The 20,137-nt window shown below is 27.6% G+C and carries 32 protein-coding genes and 1 pseudogene; 4 read left to right on the top strand and 29 right to left on the bottom strand.

From position 1 onward, the window contains the following. Nucleotides 1-2: 2 nt before the first annotated feature. From rpsC to rpsJ, 8 genes are all read right to left on the bottom strand, one after another. Nucleotides 3-680 (bottom strand): 30S ribosomal protein S3, encoded by a 678-nt coding sequence (gene rpsC, locus I5Q57_RS06415; protein WP_215825750.1) that lies wholly within the window; start codon nt 678-680, stop codon nt 3-5. Further along, complete coding sequence (gene rplV, locus I5Q57_RS06410; protein ID WP_215825749.1) at nt 680-1,027, bottom strand: 50S ribosomal protein L22; 348 nt, start codon at nt 1,025-1,027, stop codon at nt 680-682. Before rplV ends, rpsC begins: the two co-directional genes overlap by 1 nt. A 15-nt stretch (nt 1,028-1,042) precedes the next feature. Further along, complete coding sequence (gene rpsS, locus I5Q57_RS06405) at nt 1,043-1,315, bottom strand: 30S ribosomal protein S19 (protein WP_215825748.1); 273 nt, start codon at nt 1,313-1,315, stop codon at nt 1,043-1,045. A 30-nt stretch (nt 1,316-1,345) separates the two neighbouring features. Continuing rightward, nucleotides 1,346-2,182, bottom strand: a complete 837-nt coding sequence (rplB, locus tag I5Q57_RS06400; RefSeq protein WP_215825747.1) for a 50S ribosomal protein L2 — start codon at nt 2,180-2,182, stop codon at nt 1,346-1,348. Between the two features lie 18 nt (nt 2,183-2,200). Next, the gene (rplW, locus tag I5Q57_RS06395) at nt 2,201-2,488 is read right to left on the bottom strand and encodes a 50S ribosomal protein L23 (protein ID WP_215825746.1); all 288 of its coding nucleotides are present in this window, start codon (nt 2,486-2,488) and stop codon (nt 2,201-2,203) included. Continuing rightward, on the bottom strand, nt 2,488-3,114 hold the full coding sequence (gene rplD, locus I5Q57_RS06390; RefSeq protein WP_215825745.1) for a 50S ribosomal protein L4: 627 nt from the start codon (nt 3,112-3,114) through the stop codon (nt 2,488-2,490). Before rplD ends, rplW begins: the two co-directional genes overlap by 1 nt. Nucleotides 3,115-3,133: 19 nt before the next feature. Then, nucleotides 3,134-3,841: a 50S ribosomal protein L3 gene (rplC, locus tag I5Q57_RS06385; protein WP_215825744.1), complete on the bottom strand. Its 708-nt coding sequence runs from the start codon at nt 3,839-3,841 to the stop codon at nt 3,134-3,136. Between the two features lie 77 nt (nt 3,842-3,918). Next, nucleotides 3,919-4,236 (bottom strand): 30S ribosomal protein S10, encoded by a 318-nt coding sequence (gene rpsJ / locus I5Q57_RS06380; protein ID WP_215825743.1) that lies wholly within the window; start codon nt 4,234-4,236, stop codon nt 3,919-3,921. A gap of 179 nt (nt 4,237-4,415) precedes the next feature. Here rpsJ and I5Q57_RS06375 point away from each other — a divergent pair, with 179 nt between their 5' ends. Next, the gene (locus tag I5Q57_RS06375) at nt 4,416-4,772 is read left to right on the top strand and encodes a hypothetical protein (protein ID WP_215825742.1); all 357 of its coding nucleotides are present in this window, start codon (nt 4,416-4,418) and stop codon (nt 4,770-4,772) included. A gap of 185 nt (nt 4,773-4,957) precedes the next feature. Here I5Q57_RS06375 and I5Q57_RS06370 read toward each other — a convergent pair whose 3' ends face one another. The 8 genes from I5Q57_RS06370 to I5Q57_RS06335 form a co-directional block, all read right to left on the bottom strand. Further along, nucleotides 4,958-6,040, bottom strand: coding sequence for a DDE-type integrase/transposase/recombinase (locus I5Q57_RS06370; protein WP_215825741.1), 1,083 nt, complete (start codon nt 6,038-6,040; stop codon nt 4,958-4,960). A gap of 16 nt (nt 6,041-6,056) precedes the next feature. Beyond that, on the bottom strand, nt 6,057-6,227 hold the full coding sequence (locus tag I5Q57_RS06365) for a hypothetical protein (RefSeq protein ID WP_215825740.1): 171 nt from the start codon (nt 6,225-6,227) through the stop codon (nt 6,057-6,059). A 26-nt stretch (nt 6,228-6,253) separates the two neighbouring features. Beyond that, nucleotides 6,254-7,345, bottom strand: a complete 1,092-nt coding sequence (locus I5Q57_RS06360) for a hypothetical protein (protein ID WP_215825739.1) — start codon at nt 7,343-7,345, stop codon at nt 6,254-6,256. Between the two features lie 213 nt (nt 7,346-7,558). Then, on the bottom strand, nt 7,559-7,819 hold the full coding sequence (locus tag I5Q57_RS06355; protein WP_215825738.1) for a hypothetical protein: 261 nt from the start codon (nt 7,817-7,819) through the stop codon (nt 7,559-7,561). Further along, nucleotides 7,812-8,195 carry a hypothetical protein gene (locus tag I5Q57_RS06350; RefSeq protein WP_215825737.1) on the bottom strand — a complete coding sequence of 128 codons (384 nt, stop codon included), beginning with the start codon at nt 8,193-8,195 and terminating at the stop codon, nt 7,812-7,814. Before I5Q57_RS06350 ends, I5Q57_RS06355 begins: the two co-directional genes overlap by 8 nt. Before the next feature lie 27 nt (nt 8,196-8,222). Continuing rightward, the gene (locus tag I5Q57_RS06345; RefSeq protein WP_215825736.1) at nt 8,223-8,477 is read right to left on the bottom strand and encodes a hypothetical protein; all 255 of its coding nucleotides are present in this window, start codon (nt 8,475-8,477) and stop codon (nt 8,223-8,225) included. A gap of 10 nt (nt 8,478-8,487) precedes the next feature. Beyond that, a complete protein-coding gene (locus tag I5Q57_RS06340) occupies nt 8,488-8,814 on the bottom strand; it encodes a hypothetical protein (RefSeq protein WP_215825735.1) in 327 nt (108 codons plus the stop codon). 13 nt (nt 8,815-8,827) lie between these two features. Then, complete coding sequence (locus I5Q57_RS06335; protein ID WP_215825734.1) at nt 8,828-9,028, bottom strand: hypothetical protein; 201 nt, start codon at nt 9,026-9,028, stop codon at nt 8,828-8,830. A gap of 504 nt (nt 9,029-9,532) precedes the next feature. Here I5Q57_RS06335 and I5Q57_RS06330 point away from each other — a divergent pair. Beyond that, nucleotides 9,533-9,742, top strand: coding sequence for a hypothetical protein (locus I5Q57_RS06330; protein ID WP_215825733.1), 210 nt, complete (start codon nt 9,533-9,535; stop codon nt 9,740-9,742). A gap of 19 nt (nt 9,743-9,761) precedes the next feature. Here the strand turns inward: I5Q57_RS06330 and I5Q57_RS06325 are convergent, their stop codons facing one another. From I5Q57_RS06325 to I5Q57_RS06300, 6 genes are all read right to left on the bottom strand, one after another. Next, entirely contained in the window at nt 9,762-9,992 is a 231-nt protein-coding gene (locus I5Q57_RS06325; RefSeq protein ID WP_215825732.1) for a hypothetical protein, read from the bottom strand. 164 nt (nt 9,993-10,156) lie between these two features. Continuing rightward, complete coding sequence (locus I5Q57_RS06320) at nt 10,157-10,369, bottom strand: hypothetical protein (protein WP_215825731.1); 213 nt, start codon at nt 10,367-10,369, stop codon at nt 10,157-10,159. A gap of 30 nt (nt 10,370-10,399) precedes the next feature. Next, the gene (locus tag I5Q57_RS06315) at nt 10,400-10,594 is read right to left on the bottom strand and encodes a hypothetical protein (protein ID WP_215825730.1); all 195 of its coding nucleotides are present in this window, start codon (nt 10,592-10,594) and stop codon (nt 10,400-10,402) included. 198 nt (nt 10,595-10,792) lie between these two features. Then, a complete protein-coding gene (locus tag I5Q57_RS06310; protein WP_215825729.1) occupies nt 10,793-11,125 on the bottom strand; it encodes a hypothetical protein in 333 nt (110 codons plus the stop codon). 563 nt (nt 11,126-11,688) lie between these two features. Further along, on the bottom strand, nt 11,689-12,204 hold the full coding sequence (locus tag I5Q57_RS10110) for a transposase (RefSeq protein WP_440137654.1): 516 nt from the start codon (nt 12,202-12,204) through the stop codon (nt 11,689-11,691). A gap of 30 nt (nt 12,205-12,234) precedes the next feature. Next, nucleotides 12,235-12,507, bottom strand: a complete 273-nt coding sequence (locus I5Q57_RS06300) for a hypothetical protein (protein WP_215825728.1) — start codon at nt 12,505-12,507, stop codon at nt 12,235-12,237. A 22-nt stretch (nt 12,508-12,529) separates the two neighbouring features. Here I5Q57_RS06300 and I5Q57_RS09465 point away from each other — a divergent pair. After that, nucleotides 12,530-12,790: pseudogene (locus I5Q57_RS09465) on the top strand (IS3 family transposase); the annotation flags it as partial. Nucleotides 12,791-12,887: 97 nt separating this feature from the next. On the opposite strand, the gene I5Q57_RS06295 reads toward I5Q57_RS09465, so the two are convergent. From I5Q57_RS06295 to I5Q57_RS06265, 7 genes are all read right to left on the bottom strand, one after another. After that, nucleotides 12,888-13,460, bottom strand: a complete 573-nt coding sequence (locus I5Q57_RS06295) for a DDE-type integrase/transposase/recombinase (protein ID WP_215825727.1) — start codon at nt 13,458-13,460, stop codon at nt 12,888-12,890. A gap of 41 nt (nt 13,461-13,501) precedes the next feature. Beyond that, nucleotides 13,502-13,777: a helix-turn-helix domain-containing protein gene (locus I5Q57_RS06290; protein ID WP_215825726.1), complete on the bottom strand. Its 276-nt coding sequence runs from the start codon at nt 13,775-13,777 to the stop codon at nt 13,502-13,504. Nucleotides 13,778-13,976: 199 nt separating this feature from the next. After that, a complete protein-coding gene (locus I5Q57_RS06285; RefSeq protein ID WP_215825725.1) occupies nt 13,977-14,294 on the bottom strand; it encodes a hypothetical protein in 318 nt (105 codons plus the stop codon). Between the two features lie 94 nt (nt 14,295-14,388). Further along, nucleotides 14,389-15,543, bottom strand: a complete 1,155-nt coding sequence (locus tag I5Q57_RS06280) for an EamA family transporter (RefSeq protein WP_215825724.1) — start codon at nt 15,541-15,543, stop codon at nt 14,389-14,391. Between the two features lie 15 nt (nt 15,544-15,558). Then, complete coding sequence (locus I5Q57_RS06275) at nt 15,559-17,436, bottom strand: hypothetical protein (RefSeq protein ID WP_215825723.1); 1,878 nt, start codon at nt 17,434-17,436, stop codon at nt 15,559-15,561. Nucleotides 17,437-17,475: 39 nt separating this feature from the next. After that, entirely contained in the window at nt 17,476-18,390 is a 915-nt protein-coding gene (locus tag I5Q57_RS06270; protein WP_215825722.1) for an RluA family pseudouridine synthase, read from the bottom strand. Between the two features lies 1 nt (nt 18,391). Then, nucleotides 18,392-19,267 (bottom strand): CPBP family glutamic-type intramembrane protease, encoded by an 876-nt coding sequence (locus I5Q57_RS06265; RefSeq protein WP_215825721.1) that lies wholly within the window; start codon nt 19,265-19,267, stop codon nt 18,392-18,394. Nucleotides 19,268-19,479: 212 nt separating this feature from the next. Here I5Q57_RS06265 and I5Q57_RS06260 point away from each other — a divergent pair, with 212 nt between their 5' ends. Next, nucleotides 19,480-20,103: a superoxide dismutase gene (locus I5Q57_RS06260; protein ID WP_215825720.1), complete on the top strand. Its 624-nt coding sequence runs from the start codon at nt 19,480-19,482 to the stop codon at nt 20,101-20,103. Nucleotides 20,104-20,137 lie beyond the last annotated feature (34 nt).

Below are 20,137 nucleotides of genomic sequence, written 5' to 3'. Positions count from 1 at the left end.
AATTACTTCGCCTCCTTAACAGAATTTTTCTTTTCTGGTAAAATTTCACCCTTATAAATTCAAACCTTAATTCCAATCAAACCATAAGTTGTTAACGCTGATACTTTAGCATAATCAATATCACTTCGCAAAGTCGCCAAGGGAACACTGCCTTTAGCATAACCCTCACTACGAGCCATATCAACACCGCCAAGTCTTCCCGACACTAAAGTTTTAATTCCCTTCGCCCCAGCTTTCATTGCTTTACGGATTGCTAATTTTTGTATCGTTCTAAACGATGCCCGATTAACAATTTGTTGCGCCATATTTTCAGCAACAAGTTGGGCATTCAAATCAGGAACTTTGATATCAACAACATTAATCTTAATGTCTAATTTACTTTTAGTTGTCAAACCAATTGCACGCCGAATAGCTTTAATAATATTTTCAATATTTGAACCTTCTTGTCCCAAGACAACGCCCGGACGCGAAGAATGAATGAAAAGCGTAATATTTTCTTTCGTGCGTTCAATTTCAATTTTAGCAATTGCTGCATTTTTCCATTTTTTCAAAATTACTTTACGAATTTTAATATCAGAATGTAATCAATTAGCAAAATTTTTATCTTTAGCATATCATCTTGAGTCTCAGTCTTTATTAATACCAAGTCGTAATCCATGCGGACTTGCCTTTTGTCCCATTATTGATTACCTCCCTTTTCGTCTGTTACGAAAATTGTAATGTGACTAGTTCTTTTTAATATTTTATAAACTTGTCCATGATCTGATGGTCGGAACCGTTTTAAAGTTGCGCCCTCATTCACTAAAACCTCTTTAATTAATAACGCATCCCCATCCATCGCATAATTATTTACCGCGTTAGCAATAGCCGATTTTAGAAGTTTAAGTACTGGCTCACTAGCTTTTTTATTAGTATTCATTAAAATCGCTAAAGCATCAGTAACTGGTTTTCTTCTTATTAATTCAGCAATTAATTGCACCTTTCTGGGGGCAATTCTAATTGTTCTTAAAATAGCTTTTGCTTCCATATTTTAAACTCCTTACTATTTCTTCTTCTTATCATTTCCATGCCCACCAAACGATCTTGTTGGTGCAAATTCACCAAATTTATGACCAACCATATCTTCAGTTACAAAAACCGGAACATGCTTTCTGCCATCATGAACAGCAACTGTATGATTAATGAAGGCAGGAGAAATAGTAGAGCGGCGCGATCAAGTTTTCATTACTTCTCTTTTATTATTACTATTCAACAACTCAACTTTTTTCAATAAATGTGACGCAATATATGGTCCTTTTTTTAATGATCTTCCCATCCTTAACGATTTCCTTTCATAAGCATTACCCTATTTTTTCTTTCTTCTAATAATTAATTTTGTTGAAGCCTTACGAGGATTACGAGTTTTCATCCCCAATGTCTTCTTACCTCAAGGTGTTACAGGAGCTACTCTTCCAATCGGCGCTTTTCCTTCACCACCACCATGTGGATGATCATTAGGATTCATAACTGAACCTCTAACCGTCGGGCGAATTCCTCTTCAACGATTTCTTCCAGCTTTTCCTCAATTAACTAAGTTCCGATCTTCATTACCGACTTCACCAATTGTTGCTCGACAAGATGCTAATATCTTGCGAACCTCACCAGAATTTAAACGAATCGTAACATAACGACCACTTTCATCTTTTCCTAATAATTGAGCACTAGTTCCCGCACTTCTAGCTAATTGACCACCTTTTAAAGGTCGCAATTCAATATTATGAACTACTGTCCCCTCAGACATTTTTCCCATTGGCATACTATTACCAACTTTAATATCCACCAGCGGACCACTAACAATTTCCATTCCCACTTCAAGAGTTTTAGGTGCTAAAATATATCTTTTTTCACCATCAAGATAATTAATTAATGAAATAAACGCATTACGATTAGGGTCATACTCAATACTTGCTACTTTACCAATAATATTGTCTTTATCACGTTTAAAGTCAATAATACGATATTTTCTTTTATGACCGCCACCTTTATGACGCGTAGTAATAATTCCCCGGTTATTCCGACCAGATTTCCTATTTAATGTAGTTAATAACGATTTCTCTGGTTTATCAGTTGTTAAAACTGAATAATCAAGAGTTGTCATATTACGACGACCATTAGTAACTGGTTTATATTTCTTTATTGCCATAACTCTTACTCCTTAATATTATTCGTTATTAAATAACTCTAATTTTTCACCTGGTTTTAAAGTAAAAATCGCTCTTTTACTAGCATTAGTTAATCCTTCAAACCGTCCCATTTTTTTAGCTTTCGGTTTCTTTTTAATAATATTTACCTTAAGAACTTTTACTTCAAAAATAGTTTCAAATGCTTTTTTAATTTGTGTCTTATTAGCCTTATAATTAACTTCAAAAGTATATTTACCATCAACATTAATTTTTAAATATGACTTTTCTGTTAAGACTGGCTTTTTAATTACTTCGGTAATATGCATTATGCCAATACCCCCTCAATGTTTACTAACGCCTCTAAAGTTATTAATAACTTATTAGCGTGCAATAAATCATAAATATTTAAACCACTAGCGGCAATGACATTAAATTTTGCAATATTACTTGCTGATTTAACAATCATTTCATCAGCTAATTTAGTAATTAATAATGTTTTATTATCCACTAACTTTAAATTTTGACAAATTTGTAAAACTGCCTTTGTTGAATATTTTTCTAAACTAATAGTATCAACAATAATAAGTTCATTATTTTGTGCTTTTAAGGATAACGCCGATTTTAATGCTAACTTTCTTACTTTCCGATTAACATGCAATTTATAATTTTTCTCAACTGTCGGACCAAATACAATTCCCCCACCTTTTCATTGTGGCGAACGAATTGAACCTTGTCTGGCTCGGCCTGTTCCCTTTTGCTTTCATGGTTTTTTACCACCGCCACTAACTTCGCCACGAGTTTTAGTTTGATGTGTTCCCTGTCTTCAAGACGCTTGTTGAGCAATTGTTGCATCAAACATTGCTTGTTGATGAGGCGTAATATTTCAAACTTTCTCATTTAAACTAACATCTTTAACAACATTACCATTAATATCTAATACTTGTAACTTCATCATTTTTTCTCCTTAATAATTATGCTGCTGGGGCAACGCTACTAACATCTACTGTAGTAGTTTCAACAGGTGGTTGATTGTTAACTAAATTTGGTGGTGTTTTTGTTTTTAAGCCCTTAATCGCTTCAGTAATAACAACAAACTGTTTTTTAGGTCCCGGAATTGAACCTTTAACTAATAGCGCATTCTTAGCAACATCAATATGAATTACTTGCAAATTTTGCATTGTAACTTGTTGATGTCCCATTCTTCCCGGCATCTTTTTTCCTTTAAAAATTCGGTTCGGAGCAATCGCGCCCATTGAACCAATTTCGCGATGAAATCCAGAACCATGAGCCATCGGCCCTCTTGAATAATTATGACGTTTAATAACTCCCGCAAAGCCTTTGCCCTTGCTAATGGCTCGCACATCCACTAATTCACCCGGAGTGAAAATATCACAATTAATAATATCTCCCATATTAAACCCTGACATTTCACGAATCTCTTTACTAAACCTTTTCGGAGTTGTCTTAGCTCTTTTAAAATGTCCTATCAATGGTTTGTTAACTAAATTAGATCTTTTATCTTCTACCGCTAATTGCAACGAAGTATAACCATTTTTTTCTGCTGTTTTAACATCAGTAACAACATTAGGTTGCGCTTCAATAACTGTTACGGGAATTATCTTTCCTTCAACAGTAAAGACCTGACTCATAGCGATTTTTCTGCCTAAAATTCCTTTCATAAGAATTTTACCGTCCTTTCCAACTTATCATTATTGTGTATATCATTGCCTTTTAAAATATATTTCTAAAAGGTCGACTAGGTAATTGCATTTAATTTAATCTCAATATCCACACCACTTGGTAGTTGTAATCTTGATAAACTATTTACAGTTTTTGGCGTTGGATTAATAATATCAACGATTCTATTATGAGTTCGAATTTCAAACTGTTCACGAGCATCTTTATGTTTATGAACAGATCGTAAAACAGTATAAATTTCTCTTTTGGTTGGCAAAGGAATCGGTCCCTTAACTTTTGCTCCCGTCAATTGAGCTGCTTGAACAATTTTAAAAATTGACTGGTCAACAGTTTTGCTATCATAACCACATAAACGAATTCTAATTTTTTGAGCCATAACACGGTCTCCTTCCTGAATTAAAAATTACTTTTTCTACAACGCTTCTTGGCGTATCAATAATGGTACATATAATATACACAGTTAAATATTATACACTATTCCTTAGCAATTACAAATATATTTAACACGCGGGGTCGCGTTTAGTTTTCTTAGGTATTTACTAAAAATTCACGAAAATGAAATTAATTAATATGAAAAAATTACTAGGATTCTTAGGGGCAATAACAATAGCAGGAAGCGGAATGGCAGGGCTTGTTGGAAACGCTCCGGCTTCAAGTGCAACAAAAAATAAAATTAATTATTTACAGACAAGTAGCAATAATTTAGAAAATTTAAACATAAATAAAATAGAGCCTCAAAAAAGAAGTAATACAAAAATTGTTTTAGAAGCAGTAAGAGACGGCGCTACAATGTTTGGATTTACAACAGGAGTTGCAACTGCTGCTGCCACCAGTCCTTTTACAGGAGCTGCTGCCGTAATTTCTGGAGCAGTGGCTGGTGTTACCGGGGTTATTGCTTCTAATATTAATTAAAAGAATTATATAAAAAATAGAGGAATAAAATAATTAAAAAAATATTAAGTCTTTTAGGAGTAATCACCTTAGTTGCTCGTTAAAAACAAAAGTATAAATTGTATAAGTTTAAAATGCAAGTAATTTCTAGAAGTTTTATTAATTATTTTTTAAAAATAAAAAATAATTAATAAAACTTCTAGAAATTACTTTGTTAAAAGTTTTTGTAATATTTGAAATGGATTTTTAGTGTTTAATGATGAATGACGACGCTCAAAGTTATAAAAGTAATAATATTTGTTTAAATAATGTTGAAGTTCATTTTGATTTAACTTTTTATCCTTAACATAAAATAATTTGGTATAATGTTGATGAAATCGTTCAATTTTGCCATTTGATTGTGGCGAGCGAATTGGTGTGGTTTCATGGACAATTCTGTTCCTTGAAAGAAAGGTTGTAAAAGGTCTTTCTTTTACTTTGTATGTTTTTTTATTACTTCAATTAGTAGTAGTAAATTCTGGTGCGTTATCAGTACGAAGGCGTTTACTGGTTATTCCAAGTTCGTTAAAATCTTTCATTGCTCTTTGTACGGCATTAACCGCATTATTAGTTCCTAAACTATCATAAACATAACCAAATACTATGCGTGTCATTTCGTCAATAAAATCATAAATGTAATATTTTTTATCAACCGGAAAATTTAATGTAGTAATTATTTTGGCATCCATTTGTAAAAGACCAATCTCGGATACTTCATAACGCTTAAAATTGCGTTTAGTTTGTTTGATTTGTTGTTTTAATTCTTTCCAACGAAAGTCAGATTTAATTCAGCGATAAAAAGTTTTGATATTTTTTGGAATTTTTGAATTTTCAACATCGTGAAAACCGATTTTTAAATTATTAAATAAAGACCACATTCCACCGGCTTGAAGATTTTTGTAATCAAAATATAAATCACATACTTTTTTGCGAGAATTTAAACTATATTGATAATTAAGATTTTGTGGCTTTGTAGTTTTAAACAATAACAAATTTAAATTGTCAGAATAATAAGCAGTCATAATTTTTTGTGCCCAACGATAAAAAGTTTTTGTTGCATTCTTAAAATATTTTTTAATAAGTTTTGTTAAAGTAGTTTCTTCAATATAGAAATAAGTACATAAATTTAAATAGGCAGTAATGCGTTTTTTAGTTTTATAGTAATAAGGATTACGGCAATTAGCACTTAGTCAACTTTGTACTTTTGCTTTTAAATCTGCTAAATCAGCTTGGGAAATAATATATTTCATTTTTAAACTCCTTAAATTAAGAAAATCGTATTTTTTGTAATACGATTTTCAAGTTGCTGGGAATTAAAAAACTATTATAAATATTAGAAAATTCTAAATCATATTTTTTTAAATCATTGCTATTTTTATTACACCCAGAAATAAACATTATACATACTAAATTTAAAGCTGATAAAAATTTTCACATAAATAAAAATCCTCCTTTCAAAGGAATTATATTTTATAAAAAGAATTCAAAATGTTAAAATCGTATAAAGAATAATGATATTCAGTGCTTTCACTTTGTTTTTTATATAGCGGAAAAGTTAGCGCAAAAATATTAATTCCATACATCACATCAACTTTGGCGTTGTAAAAATGCAGTTTATTACTAGTAGCATTTCATAATTGGTTATCATATGCTTTTAACACATTAAAATCTATTTGATAAGAATTTTTACCAGTTTTAAAATCATTAGCAATTTGTTTATCTTTCACAAAAAAATACGAACGAAAAATCATATTCTTACTATTTTCTATTGTTGAATCAAAATTAATTAAATATTGTTTAGGATAAAAAGTAATTAAGGAGCGATAGAAAAAGCCCATTTGTAAAACATTTTTAGGAATTTGTTGCATTCCTTTGTAATCTAATTCTACATAAGTAGAAGTATCCATATCAAAACTTGCATAAAAGAATTGTACAAAAAACTCACCTAAAACTTTATAAATTTTGTTAAATAATTCATTAATAAAACTAATAGTTAAATCTTTTTGATAATAAAGCACAAAATCTTTAAAATCAACTTTTAATTTGTCATCATATCGTAAAAAATGGAAGGTATTATCATAATAATTAACTTGTCCAAAAAAGGTATTAATAAAATCTTCTCCAAAACTTGTTCGTGAGCCAGATTTTCAAAGCGATTTACCATTTTCTAAAAACTCATTAACACCCACAATGCTACCACGCTCAGTTTTTATAGTGATAACATCACCAAAACTAGAAAAGGAAAGTTCTCTAACAATAACTTCTTCAATGAAACCTGGTGGATATGAATTTTTGCGACTTAAAATAAATTTAATATTTTGTTTAAAACCATTTAATTTAATTGAAATTTCACTCATATATTTAAAATTATTGTCAAAGAAATTAAAAATTGGGACTCAATATAAATAACTATAATTAAATTTATCAAAATCTCGCCGTTGTGTCATTAAATAGTCTAATTTATCTTGAAACTGATTATATTGATATTCACCATCATTTTTAGTTATTTCGGTAGGCAATGGTTGTTCTTTATCTTTTTCTGGTAAAGAGGGCATTCCCGCCGAAAATGAAGTTATACTATAAGATAATCCTATTGATTTAGTAAATGTTATCTTAACATTAATTATCTCAGAAATCTCATAACCAAAATCTAAATCTAAATAACTAAAATCATCGTAAGTTTTTTTAACACCATTATTTTTATAAAAATTAATTCAATCTTTATTTTTATTACCAAGAGATAAACTAAAAATGCGAGTTTTTTTAATTTAAAGTGGTAAATCGATGTTATCTTGAAACTTAATTTTAGCCCCTCCGCCAATTTTGCTGGGAATTAAAAAACTATTATAAATATTAGAAAATTCTAATTCGCAACTATTGCCACATTGACTAGTATTAGTTGCTCGTTTTTCTCGCTTTATAAAAGATTGTTCCATATTAGGTTTTGGTGGTTGTTTTGTATCAAAGAAAGCCCCTAATGGTACCAAACCAATAAACATTATAATAAATCAAGAAATAATCTTATGCATTTCATCATGTCTTAAAACTCTTTTTTATTGCTTTAAAAGCATCAAAAAATTTATAATGATTATGTTTTGGACATTCACAATTAGCAACTTGCGTTTGATGCTTTCTAAAAATTTTATTAAAGTAATAACCCCTAATAAATAACTTAATAGCAATTATTAACAAATAAACCATTAATAATCAAAAATACACTTTAAGAAATACATTTTGAAAATCAAATAATATAAAATCTTTAAAAAATCCATCTATATTAGTTCTAATTCTTGTTAAAAATACTCAAATCATAACCATAACAGTATGAAATATAATAAAAAAATGCATAAAACCTAAAATGCTTTTAAATCATTTAATACTTAATATTTTCTTTAACTTTTTCATTTTTTAAACTCCTCTCAAAGTATTTTTTTACTCAGTAGGTCCTCTCAAAATTAAATATATTGTCGATAAAATACAAATTGTTCCTAAAATTTGAAAAATCGGATGTTGAGAAAATAACCTTATCATTGGTTTAAACAAATCTAAAATTTTAATATTTTTTGATAAAACTTTATTAAAATATTCTAAACCCTCACGCACATATGCTCATAAACCTAAAAAATCACCTAAAGCAAAAATAGAAAAAACAGAAACAAGAATAAATAATATTATTAATTTAAACATTTTCTAAAACCTACCTTTTTATTCGCCGTCCGTGTTGGTTAACTCACGGTCTATTTTTAGGACTATTACCACTAAATTTCTTAATTGGACCACTAGATGATTTTTTCTTAGCTCCTCAATTAGCAACTGATTTTCGATATTTTTTACGAAAACCAACTTTTGGTCGTTCAATATGAATACCTAAAATGTCACCAATTACAAGATTTATCACAAGCATAATTAGTGGAAAAATAATAATACGAATATCTGTTCCAGGAATGGTTAAAGTTCAAATTAAATCAAAAACTTTATAAAACATATCGCCAATCAAACTAGCCATTTTTTCTAATTTTTCCATTTTTTAAACTCATTTACTTGTTTTTCTTCTTCAGATTATTTTTTAACTTAGTAAGTATCTTACTGAATTTTTCCATTTTTAAATATTCTAATGCTTCAATATCCATTACATTATCATTTCAAAATTTATGTTGATAATTATCATTCAAAGCACGATTACTTAATTCACGCAAGAATGATAAATATTTATTATCGTAAAGATTTAAAATTGACATCGGAATTTTCAATTTAAAGAAATAAATGTTTAATTCCGGAACGCTACGATACTTGATTTTGCGACCTTTTTTATCATTTTTTGCATTAATTAGAGTTAAACGTCATTGTTCGTATTCGCTTACCGATTTAAAAGTGCCGTAAATAACTTGTAAATATGGTCGGAAAATACTAACCGGTTTTTTTCTAATGCCTACAATTATTGAATTCGCAATATCGCGAACTTTAACTCATATATGTTCGGCTCGTTGCCCGCCCGCTAATACGATATGGGTAAATTGCCGTGCTGAAGCAAAATATTCTTGTAAACCTTGGGTTACTCTATCATTTTCTTTATAGTCGGTTCCTTCTAAAAATAAGTTAGTTTCATCTCATAACAGTAAATGTTTTTCATCTAAACAACAAAATCATATAATCTTAAATTTATTTTCTTAAAAAATAACATCCGTAAATCACACTTTCTTTATTTTTATTATTATCTACCGGGCATTAATTTTTCAAACATTTTGAAAGCGATTAAAAATAAACCAATAATCACACCAAGCAAGAAAACTCAATATGTAGCAAAGAAATTAACGACATTTGGCATATTACCACCAATAATATCAGTTCAAATATTACCGAACGCTGTAATTAATGCTTTTCATAAGTTAGTAACCGCTTGTTCACCAGTAATTTTTACTGGTACATTGTTACTCCATCAAGAAAAATTCTAAACATATAATCACCCCCTTTCTAAACAAAATATGATTTAACCTTATAAAATAAAATAATCATAAATAAGACAATAACTACTAATACCATTCAAAACGCAATATTTGCTATTACAAGTCAAAGTAGTTCTTTAGTTAAATCAATTTCTTTACCAGAAACTCACGCCGGAATAACTTTAATTTGAATAAATAAATCCCAAAAATACAATTTTGTCATTTCTCAATCTAAATCTTTTCAAGCAACTAAAAACATAATAATTACCGTTTAAAAGGCCAAAAGAGTAGAAAAATAATTGCTGAGAAGAGCATTACAATTATTAAAATTGAAAACAAAAATACAACTTGAGGCGGTAAATCGGCAGTCGGATAAATTAATTCAATTAACTCAATAATTATTTTTTTAAACATTTTCTAAACCTACTTTTTAATTTCTTTTTCATTTTGTTCTAACAAATTTCGCTTAAATTTTGCAATAAATATTCTTTGTGCATAAGTAAAATCTTTTGGTAGCTGTTTTGCTTCACCACCATATTTCTTGTTATCTTTAAAAAACCGATAAATATTAACTGCAATATAATATGCTAGTAATAATGTTAAAATAGTAAAAAATACTAATCCAAATATACTCATCTTTCTTTTCTCCTTAATTTTCTAATTAATTTATTTTTTTAAACAATTATGTTCAACAAAATCAACACAAAGTCAATTATCACCAACTAAATCAGTTCTAACAGATTCAACTGCAGATTTAGACGCTCAAATTTTTTGTTCTAATCCGGTTTTTTTATTAATAAAATATATAAACTCTTGACAATAATCTTTGCCAGACTCATCCACATTAACTCACATTTTCATTTTTTAAACTCCAAAATTAATTTTTTTACTACACCAAATCAAAAAATGCAATAACTTAGTTAAATAACTCAAAAAACATCGATAAATAACGGGCGGAGCATACGCTTTACGCACCGTTTAAACAACATAAAAACCAACCTAAATTTTTTTAAACTATTTTTTTCTTTACCTCTATTCTTAAAATGCCTTAAAACACCTTTAAAATGAATTTTTAAAATAATTAAAACTTACATCCTTTTTAGCAATCTCTTTCTCCGCAACAAAAAAACCTAACAACTCATGACCTAAAATCAAACTAGATTCTTGACCTTTCTTATTATTAACTAAAACCAACTGATACTCACCATCTTTAATTATTCCGATACAAATAGAATTCTCATATTTTCCTTTATAAACAAATCGTTTTGAAAACCAAATACCAGTAGATTCATACAATCGGGGAATTGCTGGCGCTTTAATAAGTACTGCATTTTGCTTTTCTTTCAAAAGATATTTTTCAGTATTTAAAAAAATATTTTCAATATTTCTCATATACATACCACCCTTACAATATTTAGTTATATTAATTTAGTTATATTTAAATTAGTCTTTTAACTTAGTTCAATATATTTCTCTTTAAACTCTTTCTTTAAACTAAATTAACATAACTTGTTAGTAAACTTCGTTTACTAAAAAACTTAGTTTATCAACAACAAGGCGCAAAAAATACAAGGCATAACTAAAAATAATAAATATTAATTTAACCTTATATTTCTTGTAATAAATAAATGAGCTCATATTTATTTATCAATTTAACAGAAAACTTGTAAAAACCAAAATCTTGTCATATGTATATGGTTTCTACACGTTTAGTTTTCTTAGGTATTGCTTTGAAGAAGTAAAACAATCAGTTAATTATATTATTTAATTACTAAACTAACCCTGCCTTTCTTGTTATTTTCATTTTTATTCGTTACCATTTTATCATATTATTAAATTTTTACACAATGAAAAATTTTTAATTTCGTCGAAAACTCTTGATAAAATAAAAAAAATCATCAACTTGATAATTTTAAAAGGCTTTTATGTAAAATTACTATTTTTAATTTAATTTTTTATACATTAAAATATAATACCGCTGTTTGTTGGTTTGGAGTTAAACCCTTATGTTGGTATTTTCATTTTCAGAGATTTAAATAATTTTTAATATTAGTAAAAACTAAACCATGATAATGAATTAAGGCTTCTTTAAGACTAGATTGTAATTTACTGATTTTATTTAAGTTACGATAACTAGCTTCAGGATTAATTGTTGTTTTAGTTACACACAAAGTAGAATTTGTTTGTTTTGCTACTAAAAAATATAATTTTTGCATATCAGAAGTAATAATTGAATTTTGGTTAATTAATTCTTTGTTCATATTTTCAATAACTCATTGTTTTTGTAAACGTTTGGTGTTTGTGGATTTAACATAAATATTGTTATTATTATCAACTGCTATTTGAATACAGCATTTAGTATTATTTGCGAATGGGTCAAGGTGAATTCTTCGTGGATCAGTTTTATGTTTGAAATTTCCTTTATGAATTTCTTTAATAAATGTTTCATCGATTTGGATTTTACCAGATAATTTTTTAAATTTTAATTGGGTATTTTCTAATTATTTTGATTTCATTAATTTTTGACGATTATATCAAGCAGTTTTTAATGTAGTTTTAATAAAACGAGAAATTATTTTACTAGATTGCCCCAGCAATGAAATTTGAATCAATAAATTTCATTGTTCATAATTTAAATGACTTCAATAAATAAAATGATTACGAAAAGCGTCAAAACTTGCACGGCAATTTTTACATAAATATTTTTGTTTTCCTTCTGAATTATGGATATATAATATATATATATATGGATAGGTCACAATAAGTTGGACCATATTTATGTGGACTTTCAAATAAAATAAAATTATTGATGAAATTTTAAGCACTTTTAAAATTAAAAGATCATTAAGCAATAAGGGGTGTCCTTATGACAATGCTGTTGCTGAAACAACTTACAAAACCTTTAAAACGGAATTTATTGAGGGTAAAAAATTTGAAAATTTAACATAATTAAAATACGAATTATTTGATTTTGTTAATTGATATAACAACATTCGAATTCACGGCAGCCTAAATTATTTAACGCCTGTTGAATTTAGAAAACAACAGTCTACATAAAAAGTTTCCAAAAAAGGGTTGCCATACCAATTTGTTTTTTACATTCATTTGAATATGAGTTTTTCCCTATTTTTATCTTCCTACTTTCTTAATAATTTTATTTTATTTGAAAGTCCACATAAATATGGTCCAACTTATTGTAACCTATCCAACCACGATCAGTATGAAATAAAGTTATTTTATTTAATGGTCGTGTTATTTTATGAAAAGCTTGTTGAACTAGTTCAGCGGTTTTGTTTGGTTCGACACTATAGCCAATTATTTCTCGATTAAACAAGTCAATTAATAAACAAATATAATGTCGTTTTCCTCCAACTTGCACATATGTTAAATCACTAACAACAACTTCATTAGGTTTTTTGTTATTAAATTGACGATTTAAAACATTACTAATCTGGTCATTATTAACCATTGTTTTGTGATTACGATATTTTAATTTGGTGTATTTAGAGACCCAATTATTTTCGATCATAAGGAATCTGATTTTTCGACGTGATAAGATAATATCTTTTCTCATTAAAACAGCTTTAATTTTACGAGCACCATAAATTTTACGACTTTTATTAAATGCACTGATAACTTCTTCTTCATAATTATTAACATCATACTTAACACAATTATTAGTTTGATAATAATATGTTGATTTTGCTATTTTTAATATTTGACACATTTTTAGCACGGAATATTTTTCTTTATTATTGTTAATAATTCCTATTTTTTGCCAATTATCAGTGCTGCTTGCTTTAAAATGTCATTTTCCATTCGTAATTGTTGGTTTTCTTTTTGCAAGTAAATTAATTCATTTTCTTCGACAGTGCGATTATCTTGCACTTTAAATGACCCAAAATTATTAAAATTTTCAATTCACTGATATACGGCTGATTTTGAAATTCCGTATTCTTTAATAATTTCAACAATGCTTTTTCCGTTTTGATAAAGCATGACAATTTGTTTTTTAAATTCATTTGAATATGAGTTTTTCCCCATTTTTATCTTCCTACTTTCTTAATAATTTTATTTTATTTGAAAGTCCACATAAATATGGTCCAACTTATTGTAAACTATCCAATATTCAATAAATATCAAGAGTTTTCTACAAAATTAAAATTATAATTTAATAAATTAAACTCTAACTAGTAATAAATAAAAAGTCAATCAATAAATAATTGATTGACTTTTTAACATATTATAACTTTGTTTCTTGAACCGTTTCTTGTTTTTCTTCTGGCACTTCTTTGTTATTTTGATGAATTTCTACTATAGTAGTAGCGTCTGGAACTGCACTTCCATCTAACTTAACTTTTTTAACCTTAACTTCTTTAATATTTTCTTGAACAACTTCTTCAATAGTATTATCTTGTTCTTCTATGCTAGTTGCTTTAACTGCTTTTTTACGCTTTACAAGTAAACGATCAAGACTTCATATCACCACAAACACTAATTTTATTTCTAATAAAATCATCGCAATAAAACCGATAATACCTCAAGCACCTAATAAATCCATATTGTATATCTCCCTTTTTATATAAGTAAATACGCATCAATATTTAATAACAACAAAAAAATATAAAAAAGTAAAACTTTAAACTAATTATATACTATTTCAACTCCATTGGAGGTGTTCAAAAATCCTTATCTTTTTTTAAAAATTTTTCATTAAACAGCAACAATATTAACCCAATAAGCACTGGGACTAAAAAGAGATAATATTCTCATTGCGTCACACCCAAATACAAATATTTAATTTGCATATCTAAAATATTAGATTGAATAATACCAAAATCACAATTAGTAACTTTATATAAACCAAAAATTGCTAAAGAAAGCAATGGCGTTCATAACAACATCGCCAATTGAGAAGCAATTCCATAAGAACCATTTAAAATTTTAATACTGCGAAAAAATAAAATTCGCCCAATTGCAATCGCAAAACTAGAAATGATAATAAATAAAAATGTTAACCCCTTCAATTCACCAAAAATTCTAAATTGAACTCAGCCTTCATAACCATAACCCCCACCTATTACCGAAACTATTGGTAAAACAAAAATTAACATTATCCACGATGAACTAAACGCTTTTAAAATTAATGCATCCTTCTCATTAATTTTATTTTTAGACTTACTCATTGCAAAATGAAGAATTGTTGATTCAATCGCATATAAAATCGCCGTTAACAATGACAAAATTATTGCCCAAGTAGCTTTTACTCACGGTTGAATATCACTAGGGTCAGGACTTAATATTGTTTTATTAAACTCAGTAATAATTTGTCAAATAACCAAACCAATAACCGCTAAAGATGTTAAAAGTAATCCGGACCAAGCAATAAAAGATAATCTTTCTTCTAATAGTAACCTTGATAATAAAGCCGTAAAAATTGGAGCAATATTTACCAACACTGTTGCCGTAGCACTCATTTGCGCTGCCAATTGAATTGATAAAACATACAACACTTGCGCAATCGGGCCACCAAAAATACCAGCAATAATTACAATCATCCCTAACATACTTTTAGTATTTTTCCAAATTTGTTTTAAAAACTTTAATGGTTTATTAGTAAGACAAACAACTAAAATTCAAGAAACAAATTCTTGCATTGTTGCTAAAATAAAACTATTTAATGCCCGCGTATCTAAAAAAATAATTAATAATGGTGCTAATGAATACATAAAAGCTGAAATAACACCAATTCCTGTACCTGTGAGTAACTCTTGCTTCGTAAAATGAACATTAAATTTTTGTAAACTCATTTTTTTCTCCTTAAATTAATTTTTACCTGTTAATGTATAAACTGCTTGTTGCTCATTTTTACTATTTGTTCGCTGATTATCTTTTCATTTATCTTCGGCTTCAATACTATGAACTTTAATTTTATCGGGATCATTAAAAGCGATCAATTCATCTTTTGTATAAAAATCATCTTTATTTTTCAATTGTTTTTTTAAACGAACAATAATCCAATTAGTTAATGAACTTCGTGATAATATCGCCATTAACTGCAAAGGTTCAGTAATCGCTGCTAATAACATAATCCCCGGAACAGAAATAACAAGAATTAACATAAATAATTTTATAATTCCTTTAATTCCTAATTGTGACGACAATTGTTCATAGTTAGCAAATTGATAATAAGGATTAGAAAAAATTAATTTATAAGCAATAACAATTGAAAAAATCATTGGAATAATAATAATTGCCAAATTCTTTCATCAAAACCGAGCATTACTATTATATGTTAAATACTTCCAAGTATAACTACTACTATAAATTCAGCGATAAAATAACCCAAAAGTTGTTGATAACACTAAAGCATAAATTGTTAACTGTGCATCTTTTAAATAATATGTAAAAACTGACCCTAAAATTAAACTAATAATCAAACTAATAACCACTTGTATATAAGCATGCTTCGTAGTTTCATGATGTCTTCCCGCGCCATAAATTAAAATACTCGCCGGTTCACTTATCATTAATAATGCTGAATTAATAGCAAAAATTAACGATAAATGCGGGGTATCAAAAATAGTCTTAATCGCAATATTCTCAAACTCTGGATTACTAGAACTTCTAACAGTTGCTAACATTTGAACCTTCAATTCACCATATAAGCCATTAACAAAATATGGTGACATAATAAACTGCACAACAAACATAAAAGCAGCCACCATATAAGCAAACAATTCAAATTTAACAAATGTATTCCAACGAATTCTTCCTTGATAAGAAATTCATGTACCAAAAAAGTCTTTAAACGAAGTAATAAATACTAACATAATTACTCTCATATTTATCGCCACCGTCATATATATGGAATACGCCGACGCTGTACGAAAACCAATAAATAAAGCAATTAAAACAAAATCAATATTATTAAAAATTGCTACCGCATAACTTTTAACCGCAACATAGTTACTCTCTTGCAATAATTTATCATTTTTAGTTCACTCTTTAGTTTGCAATCACGGATACTTTAATTTCACATAAATATAAATTAAAATTGACTTAATAATTCCATGAAAAATATAAACTAAAAATGGTAAATAAGCATTGGGATTACCATTTCTAGCCCTAATCCACATTCGCAAAATAACACCTGTAAAAACTAATAAATCGCAAGTTAAATGCACAATCCGATTAAAATAATTACCATTATCTGCTTGAATTAAATTTTCATAAGCACCTACAATGAAAAATGAAATTAAATTTTTTAATGACAACGATATGATAATAATTCATAATTGTCAAAACGGCATCACTTGAATAACATCATCAGTAATAATTTCACTAACATTATTTCAATAGGCATACAAAGAAAACCCTAAACCTAAAAAAATAACTAATGATAAATAAATTATCCCCGTTTTAATATAATTATTTTTAATCGTACCCACAATATCATTAACAGTAATTCAATCTTTCTTTGCTAAGGGATGATACAAATAAAAAATTCCCATAATTCCTAAACTACTCTCAGCCAAACCAATAGTAAATGAAATTGCCATAATAGTTCGTACTAATCCATTCATCTTCGCCCCATAATATTTAATTATTAAATAAATAAGAACAAACTGAAAAACAGAACCTAAAAATGTTCCAATAATTCCTAACAGTGTATTAAAAAAACTTTTGCTTGTTGAATACATTGACCATTCCCCTTCAATTTAAATTATTTTATCACAAAATTAATTAATTTCTCTGCTATTTATTTCTAATATCTTATCAATATCTGGTAAAACAAATTGTTTATTATTTAAATAATCCAAAGGAACCGGTAAATTTTCAAACTCTAACTTATAAGCAAAAAGCATAATACGATCATTTAAATTATATTTAGAACCATATTTAATGTCACCCACAATCGGTGTTTTTAAATACTCACAAGATGCTCTAATTTGATGTTTTCTTCCCGTAATCAGTTGGATCTCATATCAACTAAACTTTAATACTTTTTTAAACATTTTAAACTTCGTTACTGCTACTTTACAATTTGGCAATTCTAATTTAGGACTAAACACCATTTTTCCTTGCATAATATCTTGAAATATATAACCTTTAACAAGTAATGGTAATTCCTTATTAGTAGCTAATAACGCTAAATATTTTTTAGTAATATTATTTTGATTTCAAAATTGATGAAAAATATTTAAAGCAATTTTCTTTTTCGCATAAATTACTAAACCTCTTGTTAATTTATCTAAACGATGTACATGACTAATAGTAAAAGAATAACTGTTATTAATTTGCAAATACTTACGAACTGCTAAATCTAAACATTCACCCACAGGATGGTGAATTAAAACATTATGGGGTTTATCAACAATTAAAATATATTCGTCTTCATAAATAATTGTTAAAGCAATTTGACTAGCAAATTGCTTTTTTACTTCATCTTTGAAAGTTAAATTATCTAAAACAATAATCGTATCATTAGGTTTTAAATAATACTTCAAATCAGTAATAACTTCACCATTTAATTTTATCTTTTTTAAACGAAATAACTTATAAATTAGTCGTAAAGGAACAGTATTAAAAGTTTTACGCATAAATTTAATAATTGTTTGATGAGCATCATTTTCTTCAATAACAAATTGTACCATCCTAAGTTGCAACCAAAACTGTATAACTAATCAAGTTATTTATTAAATGAATTACAAATGAATATGTTACATTCTCACGACTAAAAATAAATATTAATGACAACGACAAAGAAAAATCTAAATAACTAAAAATATTTTGAATATCGCCAGCCAGGCGGACATGCATTCAAGCAAAGTAAAAAGAAGAAATAAAAAATCCCAATCAACGATATCTTGATAGTATAAAAATACTATGCCTAGTTGCTAATTCTTCCAATAATGGCGCTATAATAACAACCATAATAAATAAACCAATCTTGCCACTAATAGTACTTAAAGATTTTTCAATTTCAGTTTGATTAGCGGATTTCTTAGTACCAATAGCATCATTAATAAAATTAAAAACAGTAGTAACTTGAAAAATAATTAACAAAGAAATAATAATCACAATAGCAACTAATAGCACATTATAAAGTAATGTATTACCAATCCTACTTGCTAACTGCTTACTAAAAAACAAAATTATAAAAATTGTTACTAATCCAGTAATGCTTTGTATAAAAGAACTAAGAGCATAACCGGCATTCGTAAGTTCAATTTTATTACCAACTTGCTCATAAAATAATGGCGATGTTTTAATAAAAATAGCAAATAAAATCGTACTAACTGTTTGGGAAGCTACAAATAAATAAATTGCTCAAGCACCACTATTAATAAATTTTTTTGCATCTTCAATCATTAATCATCCAAAACTAAAACCATACGAAACTAAATTAAGAATTAAAAATAAAAAAATATAATTATTATTATTTAAAACATAAATCCGAAGTAAATCAAAAATTATTGGAAGAGAAAAAACTGTTATGAGAAATAAACAAGTACTAACTTTAGAAAACATTTTATAATTATAAACCTGTAAATCATCAACAAAAGTTTTTGGAATTCGATACTGTGGACGATATCATTTGTGCGATTTTAATTGTTGGGGATGCGAAAAACTTTCAGAACTCATCTTTAAACCTTACTCCATTTTTACTTTCTTATACAATTATTATACATTTATATAGTATATGTGTATATAATTAATTTATTAAAAGGAGGAAATTATAAATGTTTCAAAGAAAAGAATTAAATTATTCGTTAGATGCTCTAGAACCAATTATATCTAAAGAAACAATGGATTATCATTACAACAAACATCACAAAGCATATGAAGATGGTTTAAATAACACTCTTGCAAAATTAGAAAATAACAATCAACCTACCGATCTAAATCAATTAATGCGCGACTATTTAACCTTACCAAATGAATGCCATGTTGGTATTCGCCAATTTGGTGGCGGATTAATTAACCATAATTTCTTTTTTAGTATCCTAGCTAAAGACAAACCAATTAGTAATTGTAAATTAAAAACTCTCATTGAAGAAACCTACGGGTCAATGGAAAAATGACAAGAAAAAATGTGCGACACCGCCTTACAAGTCTTTGGTAGTGGTTGAACATGATTATTAATTGATCGTAATGGCAAATTAAAAATTTTTAACACCTTTAACCAAGATAATCCTTGATTTTTAAAATCCTATCCTTTAATCGGTATTGATGTTTGAGAACATGCCTATTATATTGACTATCGTAACGACCGTAAAACTTATGTAACTAAATTTTTTGACATTATTAACTGAGAAGAAGTTGAAAAACTATATGACACTTATTTAAAAAATAATTCTAAATAATACTAATTTTAATAAAAAAGATGAATTCATTGAA

Source organism: Spiroplasma endosymbiont of 'Nebria riversi', assembly GCF_018831625.1.
In the GTDB taxonomy this organism is placed as follows: Bacteria; Bacillota_I; Bacilli_A; order Mycoplasmatales; family Nriv7; genus Nriv7.
This window is presented reverse-complemented; position numbering and strand designations above follow the sequence as displayed.